Source organism: Kineococcus arenarius subsp. arenarius, from assembly GCF_050871845.1.
Classification (GTDB): domain Bacteria; phylum Actinomycetota; class Actinomycetes; order Actinomycetales; family Kineococcaceae; genus Kineococcus.
On record NZ_JBJLSE010000071.1, the window covers coordinates 1 to 21,083 of the forward strand.

Consider the following 21,083-nt stretch of genomic DNA (forward strand, 5'->3'; position numbering starts at 1 on the left):
CTCAAGCGTTACCTCGCCCGCGAGATCTACCACCTGCTGCCGCCGGCAGCCGCGCGTCCCTCATCGGACCAGGACGCTGTTCGCACTGCTGCTTGAAAGGCTTGACGTCTATAGGAGCATCAACGCGATGATGGAGTCCTTCTGGTCCAGCATGCAGATCGAACTCCTCGATCGTAAGAAGTGGCGAACCCGCCTCGACCTGGCCAACGCGATCTTCGATGGGGTACCTCCCACGGAGTGGGGGAACATCGAAATCTTCTACAACCGACAGCGCCGCCACTCCCAGCTGAACTACGTCAGCCCAATCGAGCATGAACTACGCTACGAATCACCCATCCCCACCTGATCTTCACGGCACAGCGGGTAACCGAAGGGTGGGGCAGGTCAAGGAGTCAACCGGACCGGGGGCAGTCCCAAGTGCCGGCGGTGGTCTCCGGGGGTGGTGTTCAACCGACGGCGGAACGCGCGGTTCATGGTCTCAGGCGCCTGGAACCCGCAGACGCGCGCGATGTGGTCGACGGCGTGGCTGGTGGTCTCGAGGAGCTGGCAGGCCGCCTCGAGTCGCAGCCGCTCCACGTGCTCGCTCGGCGTCACGCCGACCTCCGCCTTGAACACCCGACTGAACTGTCGCTCGGACAGGTGCACGCGGCGGGCCAGGGCGGGCACCGACAGGTCGGCGGTGAGGTGGTCGGGCAGCCACGCCAGCAGCTCCCGCACCGGTTCGCTCTCGGCTGCCTGGGCGGCGAGCAGCGTGGAGAACTGCGCCTGCCCACCGGACCGCCGCAGGTAGACCACCAGGTGCCGGGCGACCGCCGCCGCCGCCCGTGCGCCGTGGTCGTCGGCGACGAGGGCCAGCGTCAAGTCGATGCCCGCCGTCACGCCGGCGGAAGTCCAGACGTCGCCGTCGTGCACATAGATCGCATCACCGTCGACCGACACCTGCGGGTGCGCGGTCGCCAGCAGCTGGCACTCTGCCCAGTGGGTGGTCGCCCGTCGGCCGTCCAACAGGCCGGCGGCCGCGAGGACGAAGGCCCCGGAGCAGACCGAGGCGACCCGTCGGGCGCTGCCCGCCAGCCGCCGCACGTGGGCCAGCAGGTCCGCGTCCGCGCGCGCCTGATCCATGTCCCGACCGCCGGCGACCACGAGCGTGTCGATCGGCTCTACGACGTCGGCGAGTGCGGTGGTGCTGAATGACAGCCCCGCGCTGGCCAGCACGGGACCGCCCGACGTGCTCACCACCTGCGTGCGGTACTCCGCCCCCGGCAGCAGGTGGGTGGCGCTGGAGAAGACCTCCAGCGGGCCGGTCACGTCCAGGATCTGCGCCGACGGAAACGTGACGACCGCGACGTCGAGGGCAGCCACCCCCGCACTGTACGACGCGGCATGTCCGAGATCGTCAAGACCGCGTCCTGGCGCCGCCGAGGCTCCGGGCCCCATCGTCGTCCCGTGCCCGGATCGCAGGCCTGCCTGGTCCGACTGGGTGAGGAAGGACGTTCACCTCGGGAGGCCCTGTGCCAACTACTGCGGCGGCCACCCCGTCCGGCTTCACTCACCGTCAGCTGCGCGCACCGCTGATCTGGGGCGTCGTCTTCGGTGTCCTGCAGGCGGCCTCCCCGCTTGCGTTCTTCTGGCTGGACCCGGCGACCGTCTACGCTCTCGGCCTCACCCTCATCGCGGCGGTCTACGTCGGCTTCGCCGTCGCCGACGGGCGCCGGCACGTGCTGGTCGTGGAGACGGTCGTCGCGTCGGTCTTCGTGGTCGCCGCCGCGTGCGCGGAACTCGGCTCGGCCTGGCTGATCGTCGCCGGGCTGGCCGGACACGGCTGCAAGGACCTGTGGCAGCACCGCACCGGCTTCGTGGCCGGCACCCGCTGGTGGCCGCCGTTCTGCGTCACCGTCGACTGGGTCGCCGCCGCCCTGATCGCGGTCACCCTGACTGCACAACTGCTTCCGACCTGACCCGGCCGCGGCGGACCTGGCGCGATGCCGGTTCGACCAACACGAGCACCGTCAACTCTCGATCGCAGACCGACCGCACCTGATCAGGAGATCCCACCAATGCCCGCTTCCGCCGCGACCGCCGAAGCCGCCGAAGCCGCCGAAGCCGCCGAAGCCGCCGGGGCCACCGTCGGACCTCCGATCCACACCGGTCCCATCCGCCGGATCGTCGCCGGATCGCTGTTGACCGGGGGATCGCTCGCCGCCGCGCTCACCGTGGTCGTGTTCTCCGGTGCGCCCGAGCACGTGATCACCGGGTCGGCGCTGCTCGGGTTCGCCGCCGGTTGGGCTCTGCTGGCGGCGCTGTCGGCGCGGATGACCAGCCAGCCGCAGCGGTGGACGTGGGTGCCGGCCGCCGGCCTCGCCGCGACGGGGCTCGGGCTCCTGATCGTCGCTCCCGGCAACCCTGGGCTGACCGCCGCCGGATGGGTGTGGCCCCCGGTGCTGCTGGCGCTGGCCGTCTGGATGGGTGTCCGGATCCGCTGCGCCCTGGCCGCCGGCAGCGGCCGCTGGTTGCTCTACCCCGTCGTGGTGGTCATCGCCGCCGCGGCGGTGGGCGGCGCGGTGGAGACCGTCGGGCTGGCCTCCGACGACCCGGGTTCCGCGATGCCCGGGCAGGCCTACGACGTCGGCGGCCACCGGCTGCACCTGGACTGCACCGGCTCCGGCGGCCCGACCGTGGTGCTGTTCAACGGGCTGCAGGCGACGTCGGCTAACTGGGCGTGCATCGCCCCGGCCGTCGCGCGCAGCGCCCGGGTCTGCGCCTACGACCGCACCGGGCAGGGCTGGAGCGAGGACGCACCCCAGCCGCACGACGGTGACCAGGCCGCCGCGGACCTGCACACGCTGCTCGAGCGCGCCGGTGAGGAGGGTCCCTACGTGCTCGTCGGGCACTCCATCGGCGGCGACCACGCGATGACCTACGCCGCCCGCTACCCCGAGCAGGTCGCCGGCATGGTCTTGCTGGACGCCACCGACCCCTACTGCGTCGGCGGCGGTCCCCCCAGTGCGATGGCGGTTCTACCCAGCCTCGCCCGCCTCGGTGTCGGACGGCTGCTGCCCGCCTCGGCCTGGTCCGCCCTCCCCGAGCCGGCCGCCGGGCAGGTACGGATGTTCAACGCCAGCCCCCGCGGCTTGCGGAACGTCCGCGACGAGGTCGCCACGATGCCCGCGCTGCTCAGGCAGGCCCGTGCGCTGACCACCCTCGGCGCCACGCCGCTGGTGGTGCTCACCGCAGCCGGGCACGAAGCCGATCCGGCCTGGCTCGCCGCGCAGGAGCGCATGGCCGCGCTCTCGACCAACAGCGCCCACCGGTACGCAGATGCCGGGCACGCGGCTCTGCTGGACGAGGAGCGCGGCGCCGCCAGCTCGGTTCAGGCGGTCGAGGACGTCGTCCGAGCCGTGCGCGCCGGCACGCCACTATTGTGAACCGGGCGGTTCTCCTGAGAGTGAGCTCGCACGCCCGCGGCCACGGTCAGCCGTCCGGGGACAGTGCCGGGCGGTCCCGGCTCACGCCTTCTTCGATGCTGTCCCGGCAGGCTGCGGCGCGGCAGTCGGCGGGTTCTTCGGCCAGAGGGTGTAGGGCAGCGGCCAGGCCAGCGCCCAGATCAGCAGGCCCGCTGTGAGGCCGTTGATCCACCCGGTCAGGTGCGCGGTGCGCTCCGCATCGCCGACGGCGACGATGGCCAGCCCGAGCAGACCGGAGGCCACGGCCCAGCCCAGGAGCGCCCTCGCCCACAGCATCCACTCGTGGCGGGCCCGTTCCTGCCCGTACCGGGGTGGCCGCACAGGTGGCGGGCCATCGGCGAAGCGGTGCGCGAAGCGCTGGTCGGCCCACCGCAGGGTGGTCGACACGAAGGCGACGGAGAAGCCGATGTAAGCGGCCGGCCAGCCCGTGGGCGACGCCGACCGTGCTGCCTGCGCGGAGGTCCAGGACGGACGCGATCAGGAGGACGAGGTCGAGGACCGGAGCGCCGGCCAGCAGGACCGCGCTCGTGCGAGGCAGGCGCATCACGTACCGGGCCACCAGGCCGGCGCCTAGCAGGCACCAGAACCCGACCTCGCAGGCCACGATGAGGAAGATCAGGAAGCCGTTCACCGGGTGCGCTCCTCTCCTCTCCCCGCAGCGGTCGCGACGGCGGTCGCCGCCCAGCCGACGGCTCGAGTCCGGGGTCCACGGCGCATCAGCCAGGTGCGCGGGCCACCGCCCGGCAGGTCGACGACGTCGGTGACGGCAAAGCCCAGGCGCCGATAGAACCGCACGTTGAGCTCGGCGCTGGTTTCCAGGTGCACTGGCAGCCCGTCCCGGTCGGCGCGGTTGAGGCCCGGAGCCAGCGTTGCGGCACCGAGGCCCCGTCCCTGACGGTGCGGCAGGACGCCCAGGCTGGCCAGGGTCAGGTGCGGTTCACTCGGTCGGCGGTCGGCCAGTGCCGCTTCGGCCTCGGCCGCGGCTGCCGCCCGGTGCCCCGCCAGTTCGGCGGCCGCCGGGCCGACCCGTGCCCATACGTCGTCGGGCAGCGAGGTGCTGGTCATCCACACCGCGACGCTCACGAACTCCTCCCCGACCTCGCCGACGTCCACCTGCCCGAAGGGCAGTGCGACGGTGGACAGGAACAGGTGGTGCAGCGCCCGCAGCCGACCGCCGTGGCCGTCGGCGTCGATCGTCCATCGGGTCCACGGGTAGTCGGCGAAGGCGTCGGCGAGCGCCTCGGCGGCGGCCGGGACGTCGTCGGATGTCGCTGCGCGCACATGCAGTGTCATTCGTTCCTCGGTCAGCTCTCGGGGGCGTCCACGGCCGGCGGATCCGGTGGTCGAGCGGCGGCCCCCGCACACTGGTCGCAGCATGCGGGGGCCGCCTGTCTGCGCTCAGGTTGCCTCCACGGTGAACGGCACGGTGATCACGTTGCCGTCGGCGAACCGGAACTGGGCCCACAGCTGGTACGTCCCGGCGGTGGCGAACTCGGCGTGCACGTCGAGCTCGGGCCCGAAGGTCTGGCCCGGCAGGGCGAACACCGGGCGGCCGGATGCGTCGGTGACCTCGGCGTGCTCGTGGGCGAAGGTCTGCCCGTCGGCCCGCATAACCACGACGTGACCGGCCGCGGCGAGGTAGGGCTGCAGGTCGTCGACCGGCCGACCGGTGGCGTCGTCGGTGAAGGTGAAGCCCAGGTCGCTCACGCCTCCGGCCGTCGCCTCGCCCTCGAGTTCGACGCGGACCCCGTCGACGACCACGCTGCGCGGCCCGGCCGCCAGGGCCACCGGTTCCGGCGCGGTGCCGGCCACGGTGATCACCTGACGCTGGTGGACGTCGCCCATCTCGCCCTGTCGGCGGAACTCGGTGTTGACGATGTACTCACCGGCGGTCGGGAACGTGAGTTCGACGGCCAACTGCCCGGGTGCGCCGGTCGGCTGGGGGTGGACGTGGGCGAAGGTGCCCAGGTCCTCCCGGGTGGCGATCAGGTGCATCCACGCCTCGTGGATGCGGGTGAGGTCCTCGATCCGGTCGCCGGTCTCGCTGTCGACGACGGTGGCGACCAGCCGGGTCGGCTGCCCGGCGCGGACGTCGTCGGGCAGGTCGAGGCGGACGTCGACGCCGGCGTCGGTGGCGTCGGTGGGCGGCACCTCGGCGGTCATCATCTCGCTCATGGCCGGCCGCATCGGCATGCCGGTGCCCTGCGCCCAGGCCAGCTGGCCGTTCATGCCGCGCTCGGCGAAGTCCATCCGCGACACGGCGGTCAGCCCGGCGCCGAGGGCGAGAGCGACGACGGCCACGCCGGTCAGGTAGGCGTACTGGCCGATCCGGGCGCGCAGCGGCGGGTGCAGGATCTCCGCGGCGGTGGCCGGCCGGTGGAAGCGGCGCAGCCGCAGCGCGTTGGTGACGACGCTGACCGAGCTCATCGCCATCGCCGCGCTGGCGAGCACCGGGTCCAACAGCAGGCCGTCCCAGGCGTACAGCGCGCCGGCGGCGACCGGGATGAGCAGCAGGTTGTAGCCGAACGCCCAGCCCAGGCCCTGTTTCATCGTGGTCACGGTGCGCCGTGACAGGGCGATCGCGGAGACGATCCCGCGCAGGTCGCCGCCGACGAGGGTGATGTCGGAGGCGGCGATCGCGACGTCGGCGCCGGTGCCGATCGCGATGCCGACGTCGGCGGCCGACAGTGCGGCGGCGTCGTTGATCCCGTCCCCGCAGAAGGCGACGACGTGCCCCTCCTCCTGCAGGCGCCGGACCTGCGCCGCCTTGTGCGCGGGCAGCACCTCGGCGAGCACGTGCTCGATGCCGACCTGGTCGGCGATGGTGGCGGCGGTGGCGGCGTTGTCGCCGGTGAGCATCCACACCTGCAGGCCCAGCGCCCGCAGCTGGGCGACCGCCTCGGCGGACTCGGACTTGACCGTGTCGGCGACGGTGAGCACCGCGGCCGGGGCCCCGTCCACGGCCACGAACATCGGCGTCTGCCCCGCGGCGGCGGCCGCGGCGGCGGTGCCGGCGAGCGCGTCGACGTCCACGCCGCGGGCGGCCATCAGCGCGGCGTTGCCGACCAGCACGTGCCGGTCGTCGACGACGGCGTCGATGCCGTGACCGGGGACGGCGTCGAAGGAGTGCAGCGCCGGCAGGTCGAGGCGGCGGGCGGTGGCGGCGGCGGCGAGCGCCTCGCCGACCGGGTGCTCGCTGCCGGTCTCCGCGGCGGCGACGAGTGCCAGGACGTCGTCCTCGGCCCAGCCGCCGGTGGTGGTGATGCCGGTGAGGGCCGGCTTGCCGCGGGTGATGGTGCCGGTCTTGTCCAGGACGACGGCGGTGACCCGGCGGGCGGTCTCCAGCGCGTCGCCGTTGCCGATGAGGATGCCGAGCTCGGCGGCGCGGCCGGTGCCGACCATGACCGCGGTCGGCGTGGCCAGCCCGAGAGCGCACGGGCAGGCGATGATCAGCACGGCGATGGTGGTGGTGATCGCCATCGTCATCGCGCCGGTGTCCGGGCCGAGCAACGCCCAGGCTGCGAAGGTGGCCGCGGCCAGGCCGAGCACGATCGGGACGAACCAAGCCGACACCCGGTCGGCGAGGCGCTGCAGCGGCACCTTCGCGCCCTGCGCGTCCTCCACGAGGCGGACGATCTGGGCCAGCGCGGTGTCGGCGCCGACCGCGGTCGCCCGCAGGACGACGGTGCCGGTGCGGTTGATCGTGGCGCCGATGAGGGTGTCCCCGACGGCCTTGTCGGCCGGCAGGCTCTCGCCGGTCAGCATGCTCTCGTCGACGGCGGTGGCGCCGTCGGTGATGACGCCGTCCACTGGCACCTTCTCCCCGGGACGGACGCGGACCAGGTCGCCGACGACGACCTGCTCGACCGGGACGTCGACCTCAGCGCCGTCGCGCACCACGCGCGCCGTCTTCGGCGCGAGGCCGACCAGCGCGGTGATCGCCGCGGTGGTGGCCTTCTTGGCGCGGGCCTCCATCCACCGGCCGGCCAGGACGAGGGCCAGGATCACCAGCGAGGTCTCGAAGTACACGTGCAGCGGCAACCCGAAGCGTTCGGCGGCGGCCGGCCACAGGGTGACGAAGGCGCTGTAGGCGTACGCGACCCCGGTGCCGAGGGCGACCAGGGTGTTCATGTTCGTGGACCGGTGCCGCGCGGCGGTCCAGGCGGCGCGGTAGACGTCGCGGCCGGCCCAGAACTGCACGACGGTCGCGACCACGAGGATCGCCGGCATCAGCCAGTCCATCGTGTCCAGGTACAGCGGCACGTACATCAGGACCATCAGCCCGAGGCCGGTGGCGAGGGTGACCTGCCACTTCCGCTTGAGCGCGGTCAGGTGCGCCTCGCCGTCCCGGTCCTCGCCGGGCGCGTCGGCACCGGTGCCGGGGCGCTCGCCAGTGGGCTGCGCCTCGCGGCGCGGCGTGGCGGTGTAGCCGGCCCGGGTCACCGCCGCGGTCAGTTCCTCGAGACCGACTTGAGCCGGATCGAAGCGGACGGTGGCAACCTCGGTAGCCAGGTTGACCTGCGCGCCGGTGACGCCGGTGACGCGGTTGAGCGCCTTCTCCACCCGGCCCACGCAGGAGGCGCAGGTCATGCCGGCGATGTCGAGGGTGCAGCTGGTGGGCTCGGTCGCCGCGGCGGCGGGGGCCGGTGCGGTGGTCGTCATCGCGGTCTCCAGGTGGACGGGTGCTCGGTCGGGCTACAACGTGATCGTTGGTGGCGGCGGGCGGGCTCGAACCGGGCAAATCGCCAGGTCCGGCGGCCCCGGTGGTCGACGCGGCCTGGTGGGGTTAGGTGTCGGCGGCCAGCGCGGTGTACGCGGCGGGCGACCAGGCGGCGAGGATCTTGGGGCGCAGGGTGGCGCCGAGGCGGCGGTAGAACCGCTGCGCGTCGACGTTGTCGACCTCCATGCCCCACCGGATGAGCAGCCGCTCGGGTGCGGCCAGATCGGCCAGGGCGGCCATCAGCCGCCGGCCGACGCCGGCGTCGCGGTGCCCGGGCCGGACGTAGAGGTCGTCGAGGTTGAGCACGTCGCCGCCGGTCCACAGGTGCAGCTGCCGCAGCGCGGAGGCGTAGCCGACGGCTGCGCCGCCGCGCTCGGCGAGCAGCACGATCACCTCGGGCCGCTCGAGCAGCCCGTGCCACTGGGCGTCGGGCACGTGCACGTGCGCGGCCTGGTTCTCGTGCGCGGCGATCTCGCGGACCATCGCCGTCACCTCGGTGGCGTCGGCCGGGGTGGCCCGGCGGATCACGACCGCGGCGGTGCGGGCGGTCAGCGGGGCCTCGGTCGTGGCGGGGTCGGCCGTCGGGGCGTCGGCCGTCGGGGCGTCGGCCGTCGGGGCGTCGGTCATGGGGGCGTCGGTCATGGGGGCGTCGGTCATGGGGGCGTCGGTCATGGGGGCTCCTGCTTGTGAGGGGGCGGGTGGCATGAGGGCGTGGACCACTCGGGCGCCGGCTCGCCCGATGGCGGGCCGGCGCGACCGGTCACTGGGTGGCGATGGCGGTGAGCACGTCGAGCCGGGCGGCGCGGCGGGCGGGCAGCAGCCCGGCGGCCAGCCCGGCGAGCACCGCGACGGCGACGACGGCCAGCAGCTGCCCGGCGGGAACCTCGATGACCAGGGGGTTGTCAGCGGCCAAGCCAGCCAGGGTGGCCGCAGCCAGCCCTAGCCCGAGGGCGACGCCGGTGACCACGGCGACCGCGGCGATGAGCACCGCCTCGGCGCGGACCATCCAGGACAGCTGCGTCCGGGTCATGCCGACCGCCCGCAGCAGCCCAATCTCCCGGGTCCGCTCGACGATGGACAGCGCCAGGGTGTTGGTGATGCCCAGCAGCGCGATGAGCACGGCGAAGCCGAGCAGCACGGTGATCAGCCCGAGCACCTGGTCCACCGCGGCCGCGCGACCGGCGGCGGCCTCGGCCTGGTCGAGGACCTCGGCGTTCGGGAAGTTCGCGACCGCCGCCTTCAGCGCCGCCTGGGCCACCGTGGGGTCGACGCCGTCGGCGAGGGCGACGTAGACGGTGGCGTCGACGTTTTCGCTGTAGTGCTGGGCGTAGGTGGCCAGCGAGAGGACGTAGCTGGTCGACAGCGCCCGGGCCGAGTCGGCGGCCATCAGCCCGACCACCGGCAGCCGCTGCTCGCCGTGCCGGGAGAAGGTCATCGCCAGCGTGTCGCCGACGGCCAGGCCGCGCTCCGCGGCGACGTCGTCGGCGAGCACGACACCCCCGCCGTCGAGCGCCGCCAGACTGCCGGCGGTCATCTGCACGTCGGCGACCTTCGGCAGGGTGGCCGGGTCGACGGCGGTAAGCGCACTGGTCATACCCCCGTCCAGCCAGTGCCCGAAGCGGACCGAGGAGGTCGCGGCGACCTCCGGCAGGTCGGCGACGCGGGCGGCGACCTGCGGGGAGAGCCCGCCGAGCATTTCGTCGCGGGAGCTCTGCACGAGCAGGTCGGCGGTGATCGCCTCGGTCGAGCTGGCGCCGATCGCCTTGACCGAGCTGCCGAGCACCGCGACGAAGGAGATGAGCGCCAGGCCCAGCGCCAGGGCCATCGCGGTGGCCGCGGTGCGCCGCGGGTTGCGCACGGTGGACTCCCGGGCCAGCCGCCCGGGCACGCCGAGGCCGCTCAGCGGGCGGCCGACGGCCTGCGCAAGCCGCGGCGCGAGCACGGGGCCGAGCACGACCAGCGCGGCCAGCAGCAGCACCGCGCCCAGACCGCCGCCGACGATGTGCCGCAGCACCGCGGCGGCGACCAGCCCGGTCGCGCCGAGGCTGAGCAGGATCCAGCCGGTGAGCAGTCGGCCGCGCCGGAGGCCGGTAGGTGCCGGGTCGGAGGCCCGCATCGCCTCGACCGGTGCGGTGCGGGCGGCGCGGCGGGCCGGGCCGAGCGCGGCCAGCAGGGTGACCAGGGTGCCAGCGGCCAAGCCCACGACGAGCGTGCGGGCGGTGACCGTGAGCGGACCGTCGGGCAGCGCCAGCCCGGCGCCGGAGGCCAGCCCGCGCAGCGCGTACGCGGCGCCGACCCCGGCCGCGGTGCCGCCGACCGCCCCGGTGAGCCCGACCAGCAGCGCCTCGCCGAGCACCGAGACGAACACCTGCCGGCCGGTGGCCCCGGCGGCGCGCAGCAGCGCCAGCTCCCGGGCCCGCTGGGTGAGCACGATGCCGAACGTATTCGCGATCAAGAAGGCCCCGACCACCAGCCCGGCCGCGGCGAGTGCCAGCAGCACGATGCGCAGGTAGTTGATGCTCTCCTTCGCCGCGTCGGCGCTGGCGGCCGCGGCGTCCTGGCCTCCGGTGACGGCGTACTCCGCACCGAGGGCCGCGGCTAGGTCGGCGCGCAGGTCGGACACGGGGGCGCCGTCGGCGGCGAGCACGTCGACGGAGGTGATCCCGGTGCCGAGGTCGAGGAGCGTCTGGGCGGTGGGCAGGTCGACCAACACCACGGTGCTGTTGGCCAACCCGTCGCCCTCGCCCACGCCGGTCAGGCCGACCACGCGCAACTGCCGGCTGGCAGTCGCGGAGACGGTGACCGTGTCACCGACGGCGATGCGGTGGTCGGCGGCGGTGGCGGCGTCGAGGACGACCTCGTCGCCATGTGGGGCGTGCCCGGCGCGCAGTGTGTAGGCGGTGAACGGGGCCTCGGCCCAGGTGCCGAGCATCGTCGGCTCGGCCGGTGTCACCGCGGTGCCGCGGACCTGCAGCTGCCCGGGGCCGGAGGCGACCGCCCGCACCCGGTCGACGCCCGGGGTGGCCGCGATCTGGTCGACGAGGTCGGCCGGCAGCGGGTCGCGGGCGACCTCCACGCCCATCGCGGCGTCGAAGGCGGCCGCATCTCGGACGGTGAGATCCACGCCGGCGGCGGTGGTGCGGAACTGCTCGTCCAGCAGCCGGGTGCTGGTGTCGGTCAGCACGAGGCTGCCGGCGACGAACGCCACGCCGAGCGCGACGGCCACCCAGGTCAGCGCCAGGCGCCAGCGGTGCGCGAGGGCGTTGGACAGGGACAGGCGCCACATCGCGATCACGCCCCCACCGGCTCGTCGAGGCCGGCGAGGCGAGCCAGCACCGCCTCAGCAGTCGGGTCGGTGAGCTCGTCGACGATGCGGCCGTCGGCGAGGAAGACGACGCGGTCGGCGTAGGCGGCGGCGACCGCGTCGTGGGTGACCATGACGATCGTCTGGCCGAAGGTGCGGGTGGCCTCGCGCAGGAACGCGAGCAGTGCTGCGCCAGAGCGGGAGTCGAGGTTGCCGGTCGGCTCATCGGCGAAGACCAGTTCGGGGCGGGCGATCAGCGCCCGGCCGACCGCGACCCGCTGCTGCTGGCCGCCGGAGAGCTGGCCGGGACGGTGAGCCAGCCGGTCCTGCAGGCCGAGCATGTGCACCAGTTCGTTCATCCAGGCCGGGTCGGGTCGCTTGCCGGCGAGGGTGAGCGGCAGGGCGATGTTCTCCGCGGCGGTCAGCGCCGGGATGAGGTTGAACGCCTGGAACACGAAGCCGAGCCGCTCGCGCCGCAGCAGGGTGCGCTCCCGCTCGGACAGAGTGGTCAGGTCGGTGTCGCCGACGAAGACGCGGCCGGCGTCGATGCCGTCGAGGCCGGCGAGGGCGTGGATCAGGGTGGACTTGCCCGAGCCGGACGGGCCCATGATGGCGGTGAACTCGCCCGCCGCGATGGCAACGCTCGCCGAGTCGAGGGCACGGACGGCGGCCTGGCCGCGGCCGTAGGTCTTCACCACATCGACCGCGCGGGCCGCGATCGGAGGCACTGGTCGCGGCGGCGGGGCGAACTGCTGGTCGGTGACGGTCATGATCTCTCCTGCGGAGGCGGGTCGCCGGGGCGGCGAGCGGGTCGGGATGGTGCGCGGTCGGGGTGGTGACGACGGCGTTCAGGGGCGGGCCCGGTGGGGGCGCCGCCAAGGCCGGGGTGCGGGCTGCGTTGCCCGGCTCGCCCGGGACGGGAGCTGGTGGGCGACCCGGGCGTGGCAGGGGTCAGGGCTACGGCACGAGGGCGTAGCCGGCCTCGTCGACGGCGGCGGCGATGTCGGCGCGGTCGACGAGGCAGGCAGCGGTGACGGTGACGGTGCCGGTGGCCAGGTCGACAGTGACGGTCTCGACGCCGTCGACGGCCGCGATCTCCTCGATGACCGCGCGTTGGCAGTGCGCGCAGGTCATGCCGGTGACGGTGAAGGTGGTCGAACCGATGAAGGTGCGTGGCGTGCCGGAGAGCATGGGAACTCCTCGAAGGCTGGTGGTGCGGTCGGTGTGGAGAATCGCCGCGGCCGGTGAGGCGTCTCACCGGCGAAATCACCGGGATCGCGTCGGCAGACCGGGTCAGCGCACCGGGTCAGTGGCCGTGGATGGCGTGGCCACTGTGGACGGGAGTGCCGTGGCCGGGGGCGCCGGTGGGCTTGCCGCCGGGTACGGCCAGGGCGGCGAGCACGAACAAGGCGGCCAGGACGGCGGCAGTGGCGGTGAAGGCCCGGCCGTAGCCGTCGATGAGCCCGGCGGAGGTGGCGAGGTCGCCGGCGATGGCGCTCAGGGCGGCGACGCCGAGGGCGGCGCCGATCTCGTGGCCGGTCATCATGAGCCCGGACGCCAGCCCGGAGCCCTCGGCGGGCACATCGCTCATCGCGGCCACGGCGATCGCCACGAACATGGGGCCGGCGCCGGCGCCGACGAGCAGGAAGCCGGGCAGCACGTCGGCGGCGTAGGAGGAACCGCCGGCGTTCGCCGCGAGCAGCAGCACCCCGCCGGCCAGAACCACGAGTCCACCGAGCATCAGGGCGCGGGCCCCGGCGTGCCCGATCACCTTCGACGCCGCGGCGGCGCTCAGCGTGATCGCGGCGGCCAGCGGCAGGAACTGCAGCCCGGCGACGAGCGGGGAGGCGCCGATGATCGCCTGCAGGTATAGCGAGGTCAAGAAGACTGCGCCGACCACCACGCCGGTGACACCGGCCATCACCGCCGAGGCGGAGATCAGCGATCGGATCCGCCACGTCGAGGGCGGCACCAGCGGCTCGGCGGTGCGCCGCTCGAGCCGGGCGAAGGCGCTCAGCAGAACCGCGGCGCCGGCCAGCGCCAGCCAGGTGCGCGGCGCCGCCCAACCGGCGGAGCGGGTGGACTCGATGCCGAGCACCAGCGCCAGCAACCCCGTCACGAGGGTCAACGCCCCCGGAACGTCGAGGCGGCGCAGCGCACCGGGCTGCGAGCCACCGCCGGCCACGGCGCGCAGGGTGCCGGCGAGCACGACCACACCGATGGGAACGTTGATGAAGAACACCGCCCGCCAGCCGAGCCCACTGGTCAGCGCCCCGCCGAAGAGCACACCGGCGGCGATGCCGAGGCTGCCGACGGTGCCCCACACGGCCAGGGCGCTCTGCCGCTGCTTGCCGGTGTAGGCGGTCATGATGATCGACAGCGCGGCCGGGGTCAGCAGCGCCGCACCGGCGCCCTGGGCGGCCCGGGCCACGATGAGCACCGCCGGTGTCTGAGCCAGGCCGCTGAGCAGCGAGGCGGCGGTGAACAGGCCGACACCGGCGAGGAAGGCGCGGCGGCGCTCGAGCAGATCCGCGACACGGCCGCCCAGGAGCAGCAGCCCGCCCGAGAGCAGCACGTAGGCGCTGATCGCCCACTGGTAGGCGGCGACCGACAGACCCAGGTCGTCGCGGATGGACGGCAGCGCAACGTTGACCACGGACACGTCCAGGACGACCATGACTTGGGCGGCGATCATCAGCGCGAACACCGTCCACGGCCGGCGCGGCTCGTCCGCGGGCGGCGACGGGTGGCCGTGAGCGAGGGCCGCCGATTCGGCGGCAGAGCGGGCCGACATGGCTCCTCCTGAAGGTGGGGGCTGCGGGTCTGGCTCCCACGCTCGCCACCGCCGAGCTTCCTCACGCCGGCAGAACCACCAGGTTCACGACCACGCGATGTGCCCGTTGCGGCCGGTACGGTTCCGCTCGTGCTGGCCGGACGGGATGCCGAACGCGCGGCGATCGCCGCCCTGCTCGACGCCGCGCGCAGCGGGACCGGCGGCGCGCTGGTCGTCCGCGGCGTGGCCGGCTCGGGGAAGTCGGCGCTGCTTGCCGACGCCCTGGCCGGTGCCGGGGACCTGCGGGTATTGCGCACCTGCGGTGTGGAGTCGGAGTCGCCACTGGCCTTCGCCGCGCTGCAGCGGCTGCTGTGGCCGCTGCGCGGCCGCCTCGATGCGCTGCCCACGCCGCAACGAGGAGCCCTGCGCGCTGCGCTCGGCGAAGCCGCGGGTGCGGGCGATCGGTTCCTGGCCTTCCTCGGCACGCTGAGCCTGCTTGCGGACGCAGCTGAGGACACCCCGCTCGTCGCCGTCGTCGACGACGCCCACTGGCTCGACGACGCCTCGGCCGCCGCACTGCTGTTCGCCGCCCGCCGGCTGCAGGCCGAGCGCGTGGCACTGGTGTTCGCCGCCCGCGACGGTGACGCGCGCCGGTTCGACCCCGGCGATCTGCCGACCGTCGTGCTCGGCGGCGTGAGCGGGCAGGACGCTGACGCGCTGTTGAGGGCACGCACGGGCGGCGACATTGACCCGGCAGTGCGCGACCAGCTGGTCGCGGGCACCGGCGGCAACCCGCTGGCCCTGGGCGAGCTGGCCGGCGTGCTCACCGCTGAGCAGCTGACCGGCCGAGAGCCCCTGCCGAACCCGCTGCCGCTGACCGGCGGGGTCGAGCGCGCCTTCCTGAACCGCTCCCGGCGCCTCGACGAGTCCGCGCAGCGCTTCCTGCTCGTCGCCGCCACCGACGACACCGCCCGCCTGCCCGTCATCCTGGATGCCGCCGAGAAGCTCAGCGCCACCGACGAGGCCCTGGACGCGGTGGAGCGAGCAGGCCTCCTGCGCGTCGACGGGGACGTCGTCGCGCTCTACCATCCACTGGTGCGCTCGGCGGTCTACCGGGCGGCCACCAGCGCGCAGCGACGCGCCGCCCACCGAGCGCTCGCCGACGTGCTGTCCGAGGACCCGGATCGGCGGGCATGGCACCTCGCGGCCGCGGCCGACCGGCCGGACCAGACGGTGGTCGACGCGCTCGACGCAGTCGCCGAACGGGCTGCGAGCCGCGGCGGGCACGAGGCGGCCGCCGCCGCCTGGGCGCGCGCCGCCGAGCTGACCGACGGTGGCGAGGCGCGGGGCCGTCGGCTGTACCTGGCTGCGTCGTCCAGCTGGCTGGGGGCCCACCCGTCCCGGGCAGCAGCACTGGCGAGCGCGGCGGCGGCCGACGTCACCGAGCCCTTGTTGCGCGCACGGCTGCTCACGCTGCGGGGGCAGATCGAGTGGAACACCCGCTCGGTCGACGACGGCTACGACCACGTCGTGCAGGCCGCGCAGGCCGCGGCGTGCGTGGACGAGGCACTGGCCCAGCAGCTGGCGATGCTCGCCGCCTCGCTGGCCTCGTTCGGTGCCCGCTCCCCACGGGAGTTCGACCCCGCCGCGCTGGTGCCCACGCCGGCGCCGGACGCCCCTGCCCGCGTACGGGCCGCCGCCGCCCTCCTGCAGGGTTTCCGCGCCGTCGGCTGCGAGGACTGGGCCACCGCGGCCAGCTGCTTCCGCAACGCCTTCGCACTCACGGACGACGAGCCGGTGGACGATCACGTGCTGCAGCCGAACCTCGGCGTCGCGGCGATGCTGGTCGACGACGACGAGCGCGGACTGCGGCTGCACCAGCAGCAGCTGACCGCCGCCCGAAGCGCCGGCGCGCTGAGCATGGTCGAGCACGCCCTCACCCGCGGAGCGCAGTTCCAGATCGCCACCGGGGCGTGGTCGCAGGCGGCCGGCGCCGCGACCGAGGCGCTGACGTTGAGCGCGGGCACGGGTCACGCAGGGCTGACGGCACTGCCGACCGCGCAGCTGGCCGTGCTCGCCGCGCTGCGCGGAGACGACGCCGCTGAGCGGCACATCGCCGAGGTGGCGGCGATCCGGAACGCGCATCCGGTCGGGCTCACCGACTTCATCGTCGTTGACCTGGTGCACTGGGCGCGGGGGCTACGTGCCCGCCAGCCGGCGTCCGCGCTGCACCACTTGGAGCAGATCAGCTCCCCGGGGTTCCGGCGCATGGCCGCCCTGGACCGCCTCAAGGCCGCGCTCCGCACCGGCCGTGAAGACCTCGCCCGCCGCTGGCTGGACGAGCTGGAGGTGTTCGCCGCGGGAACGCGCGCTCCGGCCGCGGTCGCCGTCGTCGAACACGGCCGTGCCCTGCTCTCGGACAGCGTCGGAGCCGAGGAGCACTTCCACCGCGCCCTCGCTGCCCACGCCACGTCGCTGCGGACACCCGATCGGGCCCGCACCGAACTGGCCTTCGGTGAGCACCTGCGCCGCGCCCGACGTCGGGTGGATGCCAGAGAGCACCTGCGCACCGCCCTTGCGCTGTTCGAGGACCTCGGCGCCATCCCGTGGGCGGAGCGTGCCGCCCAGGAGCTGCGCGCTTCCGGTGAGACAGCTCGCCGCCGTGACGTCAGCACCACCACGGAGCTGACCGCGCAGGAACGCCAGGTCGCCGCTCTGGTGCGGCAGGGTCTGTCCAACCGGGACGTCGCGGCGCGGTTGTTCGTCTCCCCCCGCACCGTGGACTTCCACCTGCGCAACGTGTTCAGCAAGCTCAGTGTTACCTCCCGCGCCGAGCTCACCGCTCTGGCGCTGGACTGACGTGTAGTCCAGCGGGGACGCCCCGACCCCGTGGACCCGACCGCCAACCTGGCGGTTCTCCCGGCGTGAGGCCACCGACCCACTCCTAGCGTTCGAACCAGACCCGGCCCGGACGAAGGAGTTCTTCATGACCCCCACCACCGCGGCGGTACCGGAGTTCAGCAACCGCCGCCCCAGCCTGGGCGGCGCGCTCGCCCGCCGCTGGCCCACCGTGCTGGGCGCCCTGGCCGCCGTCACCAGCTTCGCACTCATCGCGCAACTGCCCGAGCATGTGCAGGCCTGGATCAGCGCCTGGTGCGTACTGCTCGCCGCGCTCATCTACCTCACCTGGGGCACCGCCCGCGGCGACCTCGGCGACCTCGGCGACCGGCGGATGCTGAGCGCGCAGAGCGCCGCGGTGCTCGCCTTCGGCGCAGTCGCGATCACCGCGAGCGCCGTCGACCTCGACGTCGCCCGCTACGTGCTCGCCGCCGGCTGGCTCGCGCACGCCGCCTGGGACCTGGCCCACCACCGCCTCGGCCGGGTCGTGCCCCGCTGGTACGCCGAGACCTGCCTGATCGCCGACCTGACCATCGCCGCCGCGCTGCTCACCGTCGGCCTCGACTGACCTCCAGCACCCGCCGCCACACCCGCCGCCACACCCTCGCTCCCCGTGCCCGGCGCCTGCCCTACCCCTACCCCTACCCCCATCGCCTCGCCCCGTCTGGAGACCCCCATGCCCACGCACCAGTCCCCGCCCTCGCCCACCGGTGGCCGTGAGCTCCTCGACGTGCTCATCGTCGGCGCCGGCCAGGCCGGCCTCGCCCTCGGCCACCACCTCACCGGCGGCGGGGTGAACTTCCTGCTGCTGGACGCCGGCCCGCAGATCGGGCACGCCTGGCGCTCGCGTTGGGACTCCCTGCGGTTGTTCAGCCCCGCCCAGTACGACTCGCTGCCCGGCCTGCCGTTCCCCGCGCCGATCGACACCCACCCCAGCAAGGACGACGTCGCCGACTACCTCGCCGCCTACGCCGCCCACTTCGCGCTACCGGTGCGGCTGAACTGCCCGGTGCTGCGGCTGCACCGCGACATCGACGGCACCTTCGCGGCCACCACGCCTGCCGGCACCCTGAGCGCGAAGCAGGTCGTCGTGGCCACCGGCCCCTTCCACAGCCCGCACGTGCCCGCGATCGCCGGCCGGCTGGACCCGGACGTGATGCAGCTGCACAGCGCCGAGTACCGCAACCCGGCCCAGCTGCCCGGCGCCGGCCGGGTGCTGGTGGTCGGTGCGGCCAACTCCGGCCTGCAGATCGCCGCCGAACTGAGCGCCACCCAGCCGGTCAGCGTTGCGGTCGGTTCCCGGCCGACCGAAGTGCCCCAGCGCATCGCCGGGCGCGATGTGTTCTTCTGGCTCACCCGCTCCGGGTTCTTCACCGTGCCCGCGCACACCCGCATCGCGCGGCGGCTGCGCGAGCGCGGTGACTTGGTCATCGGCACCCGCAGCCGCCGGTTGCGCCGGCGCGGGGTCGACTTCCGAGCCCGGCTGACCGGCCTCACCGGGCGCACCGCCACCTTCGCCGACGGCAGCACCCTCGCTGTCGACGCGGTCGTCTGGGCCACCGGCTACCGCCCCGACTACTCCTGGCTGCACGTGCCCGGCGTCATCGACGATGCCGGCACCGTTCGTCACGAGGCCGGGGTCACCAGCGTGCCCGGCCTGTACTTCCTGGGTCTGCCCTGGCAGAGCTGCCGCGGCTCGGCGCTGCTGGGCTTCGTCGGCGCCGATGCCGCCACCTTGAGCGCGCGCATGGCCGCCGACGCGCACCTAGCGTCCGCGCACCTGTCGTCGCAGCGCCACACACCCCAACACGAGCCGACCTCGCAGGAATCGGCGAGCGCCGCGGTGAGCGGGAGGAGCCGGTGAGCATCCACCGCACTGCGCGCTCCGTGCTTCGCCGGCGGCGGGTGGGTCTGCTCGCCGGTGTGCTGGCGGCCGCGGCCGGTGAGGTCACCGCGTGCGCGAGCGAGCGCGGGCGCTCGCCGGCGTCAGGGTTGGCGCGCGGGTTGGTCGATGCCGCGCCGGCGGTGCTCATCGATGCCGGTGTCGCTGTGCTCGGGCGTGCCGACAAGCCCGGCTTGGCCGTGCTCGCCACCGGTGCCAGCGCTCTCGCCGCAGCTGCCGGCGGGCACCTGGCCGAGCACCGCCCGGTGCTGGGTGCCGCTGTGGCAGGTGCACCACACGCCCTGGGCGGTTTCCTGGTGCTGCGAGGTGGCGATGCGTCAGCGCGCGGTAGCGCCGCAGCAGCCGCCGTGGGCGTGCTGCTCTCGGCCACCGCAGTCGTTGCTTTGCCGCTGCGCCCACGCCCGGTGCTCACCGCCGCGGCAGGAGCCGGCGCGACGGCTGCCCCTGCGACGGCTGACACCGCGGCAACCAGCACCGCCACAAGCTGCACCGCGGCGCTCACTGCTGCGGCGAGCACCGCAGCCACGGCGGTGGTGGCCACCGCAGCGGTCCTGATCGCCTCACGGGGCGCTCGTCGCCGCGCGAGCGCCGCCGTGCACGCCGGGGTGCAGTTGCCGGTGCCGGCACGGGCGCTGCCGCCGGTTCCCGTCGAGGCCCGACAGGGGCCGCCCGGACTGGCTCCGTTGCTGGCGCGCCCCGGAGAGATGGTCGTCATCGACGTCACCGTGCCCGCCCCGCGCATCGACCTGGACACCTGGCGGCTGGACGTCGCCGGTGACGTGCGCCGACCCCTGTCCCCGGCGCTGCCCGACCTGCTGGCGCTGCCGCTGGAAGAACGTGACCTGCTGATGGTCTGCGTGCACAACCCCGTCGGTGGGTCGCGGATGGGCTGTGCACGCTGGATCGGCATCGGCGTGGCCGACCTGCTCGAGCTGGCCGGCATCAGCGGCGACGAGCGCCAGTGGTTGGTCGCCGAGGCCGTCGACGGCTACACCAACGTGCTGCCGCTGCACGACGCTCGCGCGCACGGCTTCCTCGCCCTCGGCATGGCGGGCCAGCCCCTGCCGCGCGAGCACGGCCATCCGGCCCGGCTGCTCATCTCCGGCCGCCACGGCCAGGACGGCAACCTCAAATGGCTTCGCCGCCTGACCATCACCAGCACCCCACCACCGTCGTACTGGGGCTCGCGCGGCTGGATCGAGGGCACCTACCCGGTACACCCCGCCAGCCGCATCGACACCCCCGCCACCCACACGCGCCTGCACCCAGGAGAGACCGCCGTGCACGGCTACGCCTGGGCACCACCGATCGGTGTCGACCGGGTGCAACTGCAAGTCGACACCGGCCCTTGGATCGATACCACCGTGGGCATCGACCTCGGCCCCGACGCCTGGCTGCCCTTCCACGCCACCTGGCACGCGACTCCCGGCCGCCACCGGTTGCGGGTCCGGTGCCGCACCGTCGACGGCCAGTGGCAACAGCACCTCACCACCACGCCGTACCCGCACGGTGTGCAGGGCCTGCACATCATCACCGTCCACGTCGGTACCAGCCCCGCCGGCCCCGCCGACCTGCTCAGTGTGGCCGCCTCCCTCGTCCCCACGGGGCAACGGCTCGGTGCAGCAGCGCGCACCCGGATGCTGTGGGCCGTACACAGCGCGTCAGCGTGGCGACACGGAAACCGGTCGTGAAGGTCCTACCGCCGTCCCCTCGAGCGGTGGGCCAGCGTTCGAGAAGAAGGTGCCATCTGCGGCGAATAGACGTTTCCACAGGCGTAGGCGCCCGGTGCGCTCAGGCGGTGAAGGTCTCTGCGGACACCAGCTCGGACCCGGCGAAGGTAGAGGTGTCGCCTTGCCACGTAGCCGCCCAGGTCGATGGCAAGGCATGCGGAGATGCGGAACGTGTCAAGGCGGTTGAGGCCAGCAGGTGTTAAGCAGCTGAGCTGTGCTCGGCCTGCGCAGGGTCGTCGGGTCGGTTGATCCAGGCGCTGGTCGGCAGGTCGAGGATCTTCGGCAGGGCCG

General features: G+C 74.1%; 14 protein-coding genes and 2 pseudogenes. 7 read left to right on the plus strand and 9 right to left on the minus strand.

Translation table 11 applies throughout. From position 1 onward, the window contains the following. Positions 1–121: 121 nt before the first annotated feature. Positions 122–346 (plus strand): annotated as a pseudogene (locus ACRYM0_RS15215) (IS3 family transposase); the annotation flags it as partial. A 38-nt stretch (positions 347–384) separates the two neighbouring features. On the opposite strand, the gene ACRYM0_RS15220 reads toward ACRYM0_RS15215, so the two are convergent. Next, positions 385–1,362, minus strand: a complete 978-nt coding sequence (locus ACRYM0_RS15220; RefSeq protein ID WP_432506487.1) for a GlxA family transcriptional regulator — start codon at positions 1,360–1,362, stop codon at positions 385–387. 149 nt (positions 1,363–1,511) lie between these two features. On the opposite strand from ACRYM0_RS15220, the gene ACRYM0_RS15225 reads away from it, so the two are divergent. Both ACRYM0_RS15225 and ACRYM0_RS15230 read left to right on the plus strand, forming a co-directional pair. Continuing rightward, positions 1,512–1,958, plus strand: coding sequence for a hypothetical protein (locus ACRYM0_RS15225; RefSeq protein ID WP_432506489.1), 447 nt, complete (start codon positions 1,512–1,514; stop codon positions 1,956–1,958). A 99-nt stretch (positions 1,959–2,057) separates the two neighbouring features. Next, positions 2,058–3,425: an alpha/beta fold hydrolase gene (locus ACRYM0_RS15230; protein WP_432506491.1), complete on the plus strand. Its 1,368-nt coding sequence runs from the start codon at positions 2,058–2,060 to the stop codon at positions 3,423–3,425. A gap of 81 nt (positions 3,426–3,506) precedes the next feature. On the opposite strand, the pseudogene ACRYM0_RS15235 reads toward ACRYM0_RS15230, so the two are convergent. The 8 genes and pseudogenes from ACRYM0_RS15235 to ACRYM0_RS15270 all read right to left on the minus strand — a co-directional run bounded on the left by ACRYM0_RS15235 (position 3,507) and on the right by ACRYM0_RS15270 (position 14,282). Next, positions 3,507–4,083 (minus strand): annotated as a pseudogene (locus ACRYM0_RS15235) (hypothetical protein). Between the two features lie 8 nt (positions 4,084–4,091). Beyond that, positions 4,092–4,745, minus strand: a complete 654-nt coding sequence (locus ACRYM0_RS15240) for a GNAT family N-acetyltransferase (RefSeq protein ID WP_432506493.1) — start codon at positions 4,743–4,745, stop codon at positions 4,092–4,094. A gap of 117 nt (positions 4,746–4,862) precedes the next feature. Beyond that, complete coding sequence (locus ACRYM0_RS15245) at positions 4,863–8,126, minus strand: heavy metal translocating P-type ATPase (RefSeq protein ID WP_432506495.1); 3,264 nt, start codon at positions 8,124–8,126, stop codon at positions 4,863–4,865. 124 nt (positions 8,127–8,250) lie between these two features. Continuing rightward, complete coding sequence (locus tag ACRYM0_RS15250) at positions 8,251–8,856, minus strand: GNAT family N-acetyltransferase (RefSeq protein WP_432506497.1); 606 nt, start codon at positions 8,854–8,856, stop codon at positions 8,251–8,253. Between the two features lie 88 nt (positions 8,857–8,944). After that, complete coding sequence (locus tag ACRYM0_RS15255; RefSeq protein WP_432506513.1) at positions 8,945–11,470, minus strand: FtsX-like permease family protein; 2,526 nt, start codon at positions 11,468–11,470, stop codon at positions 8,945–8,947. Between the two features lie 5 nt (positions 11,471–11,475). Further along, positions 11,476–12,258 carry an ABC transporter ATP-binding protein gene (locus ACRYM0_RS15260; protein WP_432506499.1) on the minus strand — a complete coding sequence of 261 codons (783 nt, stop codon included), beginning with the start codon at positions 12,256–12,258 and terminating at the stop codon, positions 11,476–11,478. Between the two features lie 187 nt (positions 12,259–12,445). Beyond that, entirely contained in the window at positions 12,446–12,679 is a 234-nt protein-coding gene (locus ACRYM0_RS15265; RefSeq protein WP_432506501.1) for a heavy-metal-associated domain-containing protein, read from the minus strand. Positions 12,680–12,794: 115 nt separating this feature from the next. Beyond that, complete coding sequence (locus ACRYM0_RS15270; RefSeq protein ID WP_432506503.1) at positions 12,795–14,282, minus strand: MFS transporter; 1,488 nt, start codon at positions 14,280–14,282, stop codon at positions 12,795–12,797. Positions 14,283–14,411: 129 nt separating this feature from the next. On the opposite strand from ACRYM0_RS15270, the gene ACRYM0_RS15275 reads away from it, so the two are divergent. The 4 genes from ACRYM0_RS15275 (at position 14,412) to ACRYM0_RS15290 (ending at position 20,753) form a co-directional block, all read left to right on the plus strand. After that, a complete protein-coding gene (locus ACRYM0_RS15275) occupies positions 14,412–17,120 on the plus strand; it encodes a helix-turn-helix transcriptional regulator (RefSeq protein WP_432506505.1) in 2,709 nt (902 codons plus the stop codon). Between the two features lie 127 nt (positions 17,121–17,247). Continuing rightward, entirely contained in the window at positions 17,248–17,727 is a 480-nt protein-coding gene (locus ACRYM0_RS15280) for a hypothetical protein (RefSeq protein WP_432506507.1), read from the plus strand. 108 nt (positions 17,728–17,835) lie between these two features. Continuing rightward, entirely contained in the window at positions 17,836–19,023 is a 1,188-nt protein-coding gene (locus ACRYM0_RS15285) for a flavin-containing monooxygenase (protein ID WP_432506509.1), read from the plus strand. Continuing rightward, positions 19,020–20,753 carry a molybdopterin-dependent oxidoreductase gene (locus tag ACRYM0_RS15290; RefSeq protein WP_432506511.1) on the plus strand — a complete coding sequence of 578 codons (1,734 nt, stop codon included), beginning with the start codon at positions 19,020–19,022 and terminating at the stop codon, positions 20,751–20,753. The genes ACRYM0_RS15285 and ACRYM0_RS15290 overlap by 4 nt, the downstream gene beginning before the upstream one ends. Positions 20,754–21,083: the final 330 nt, after the last annotated feature.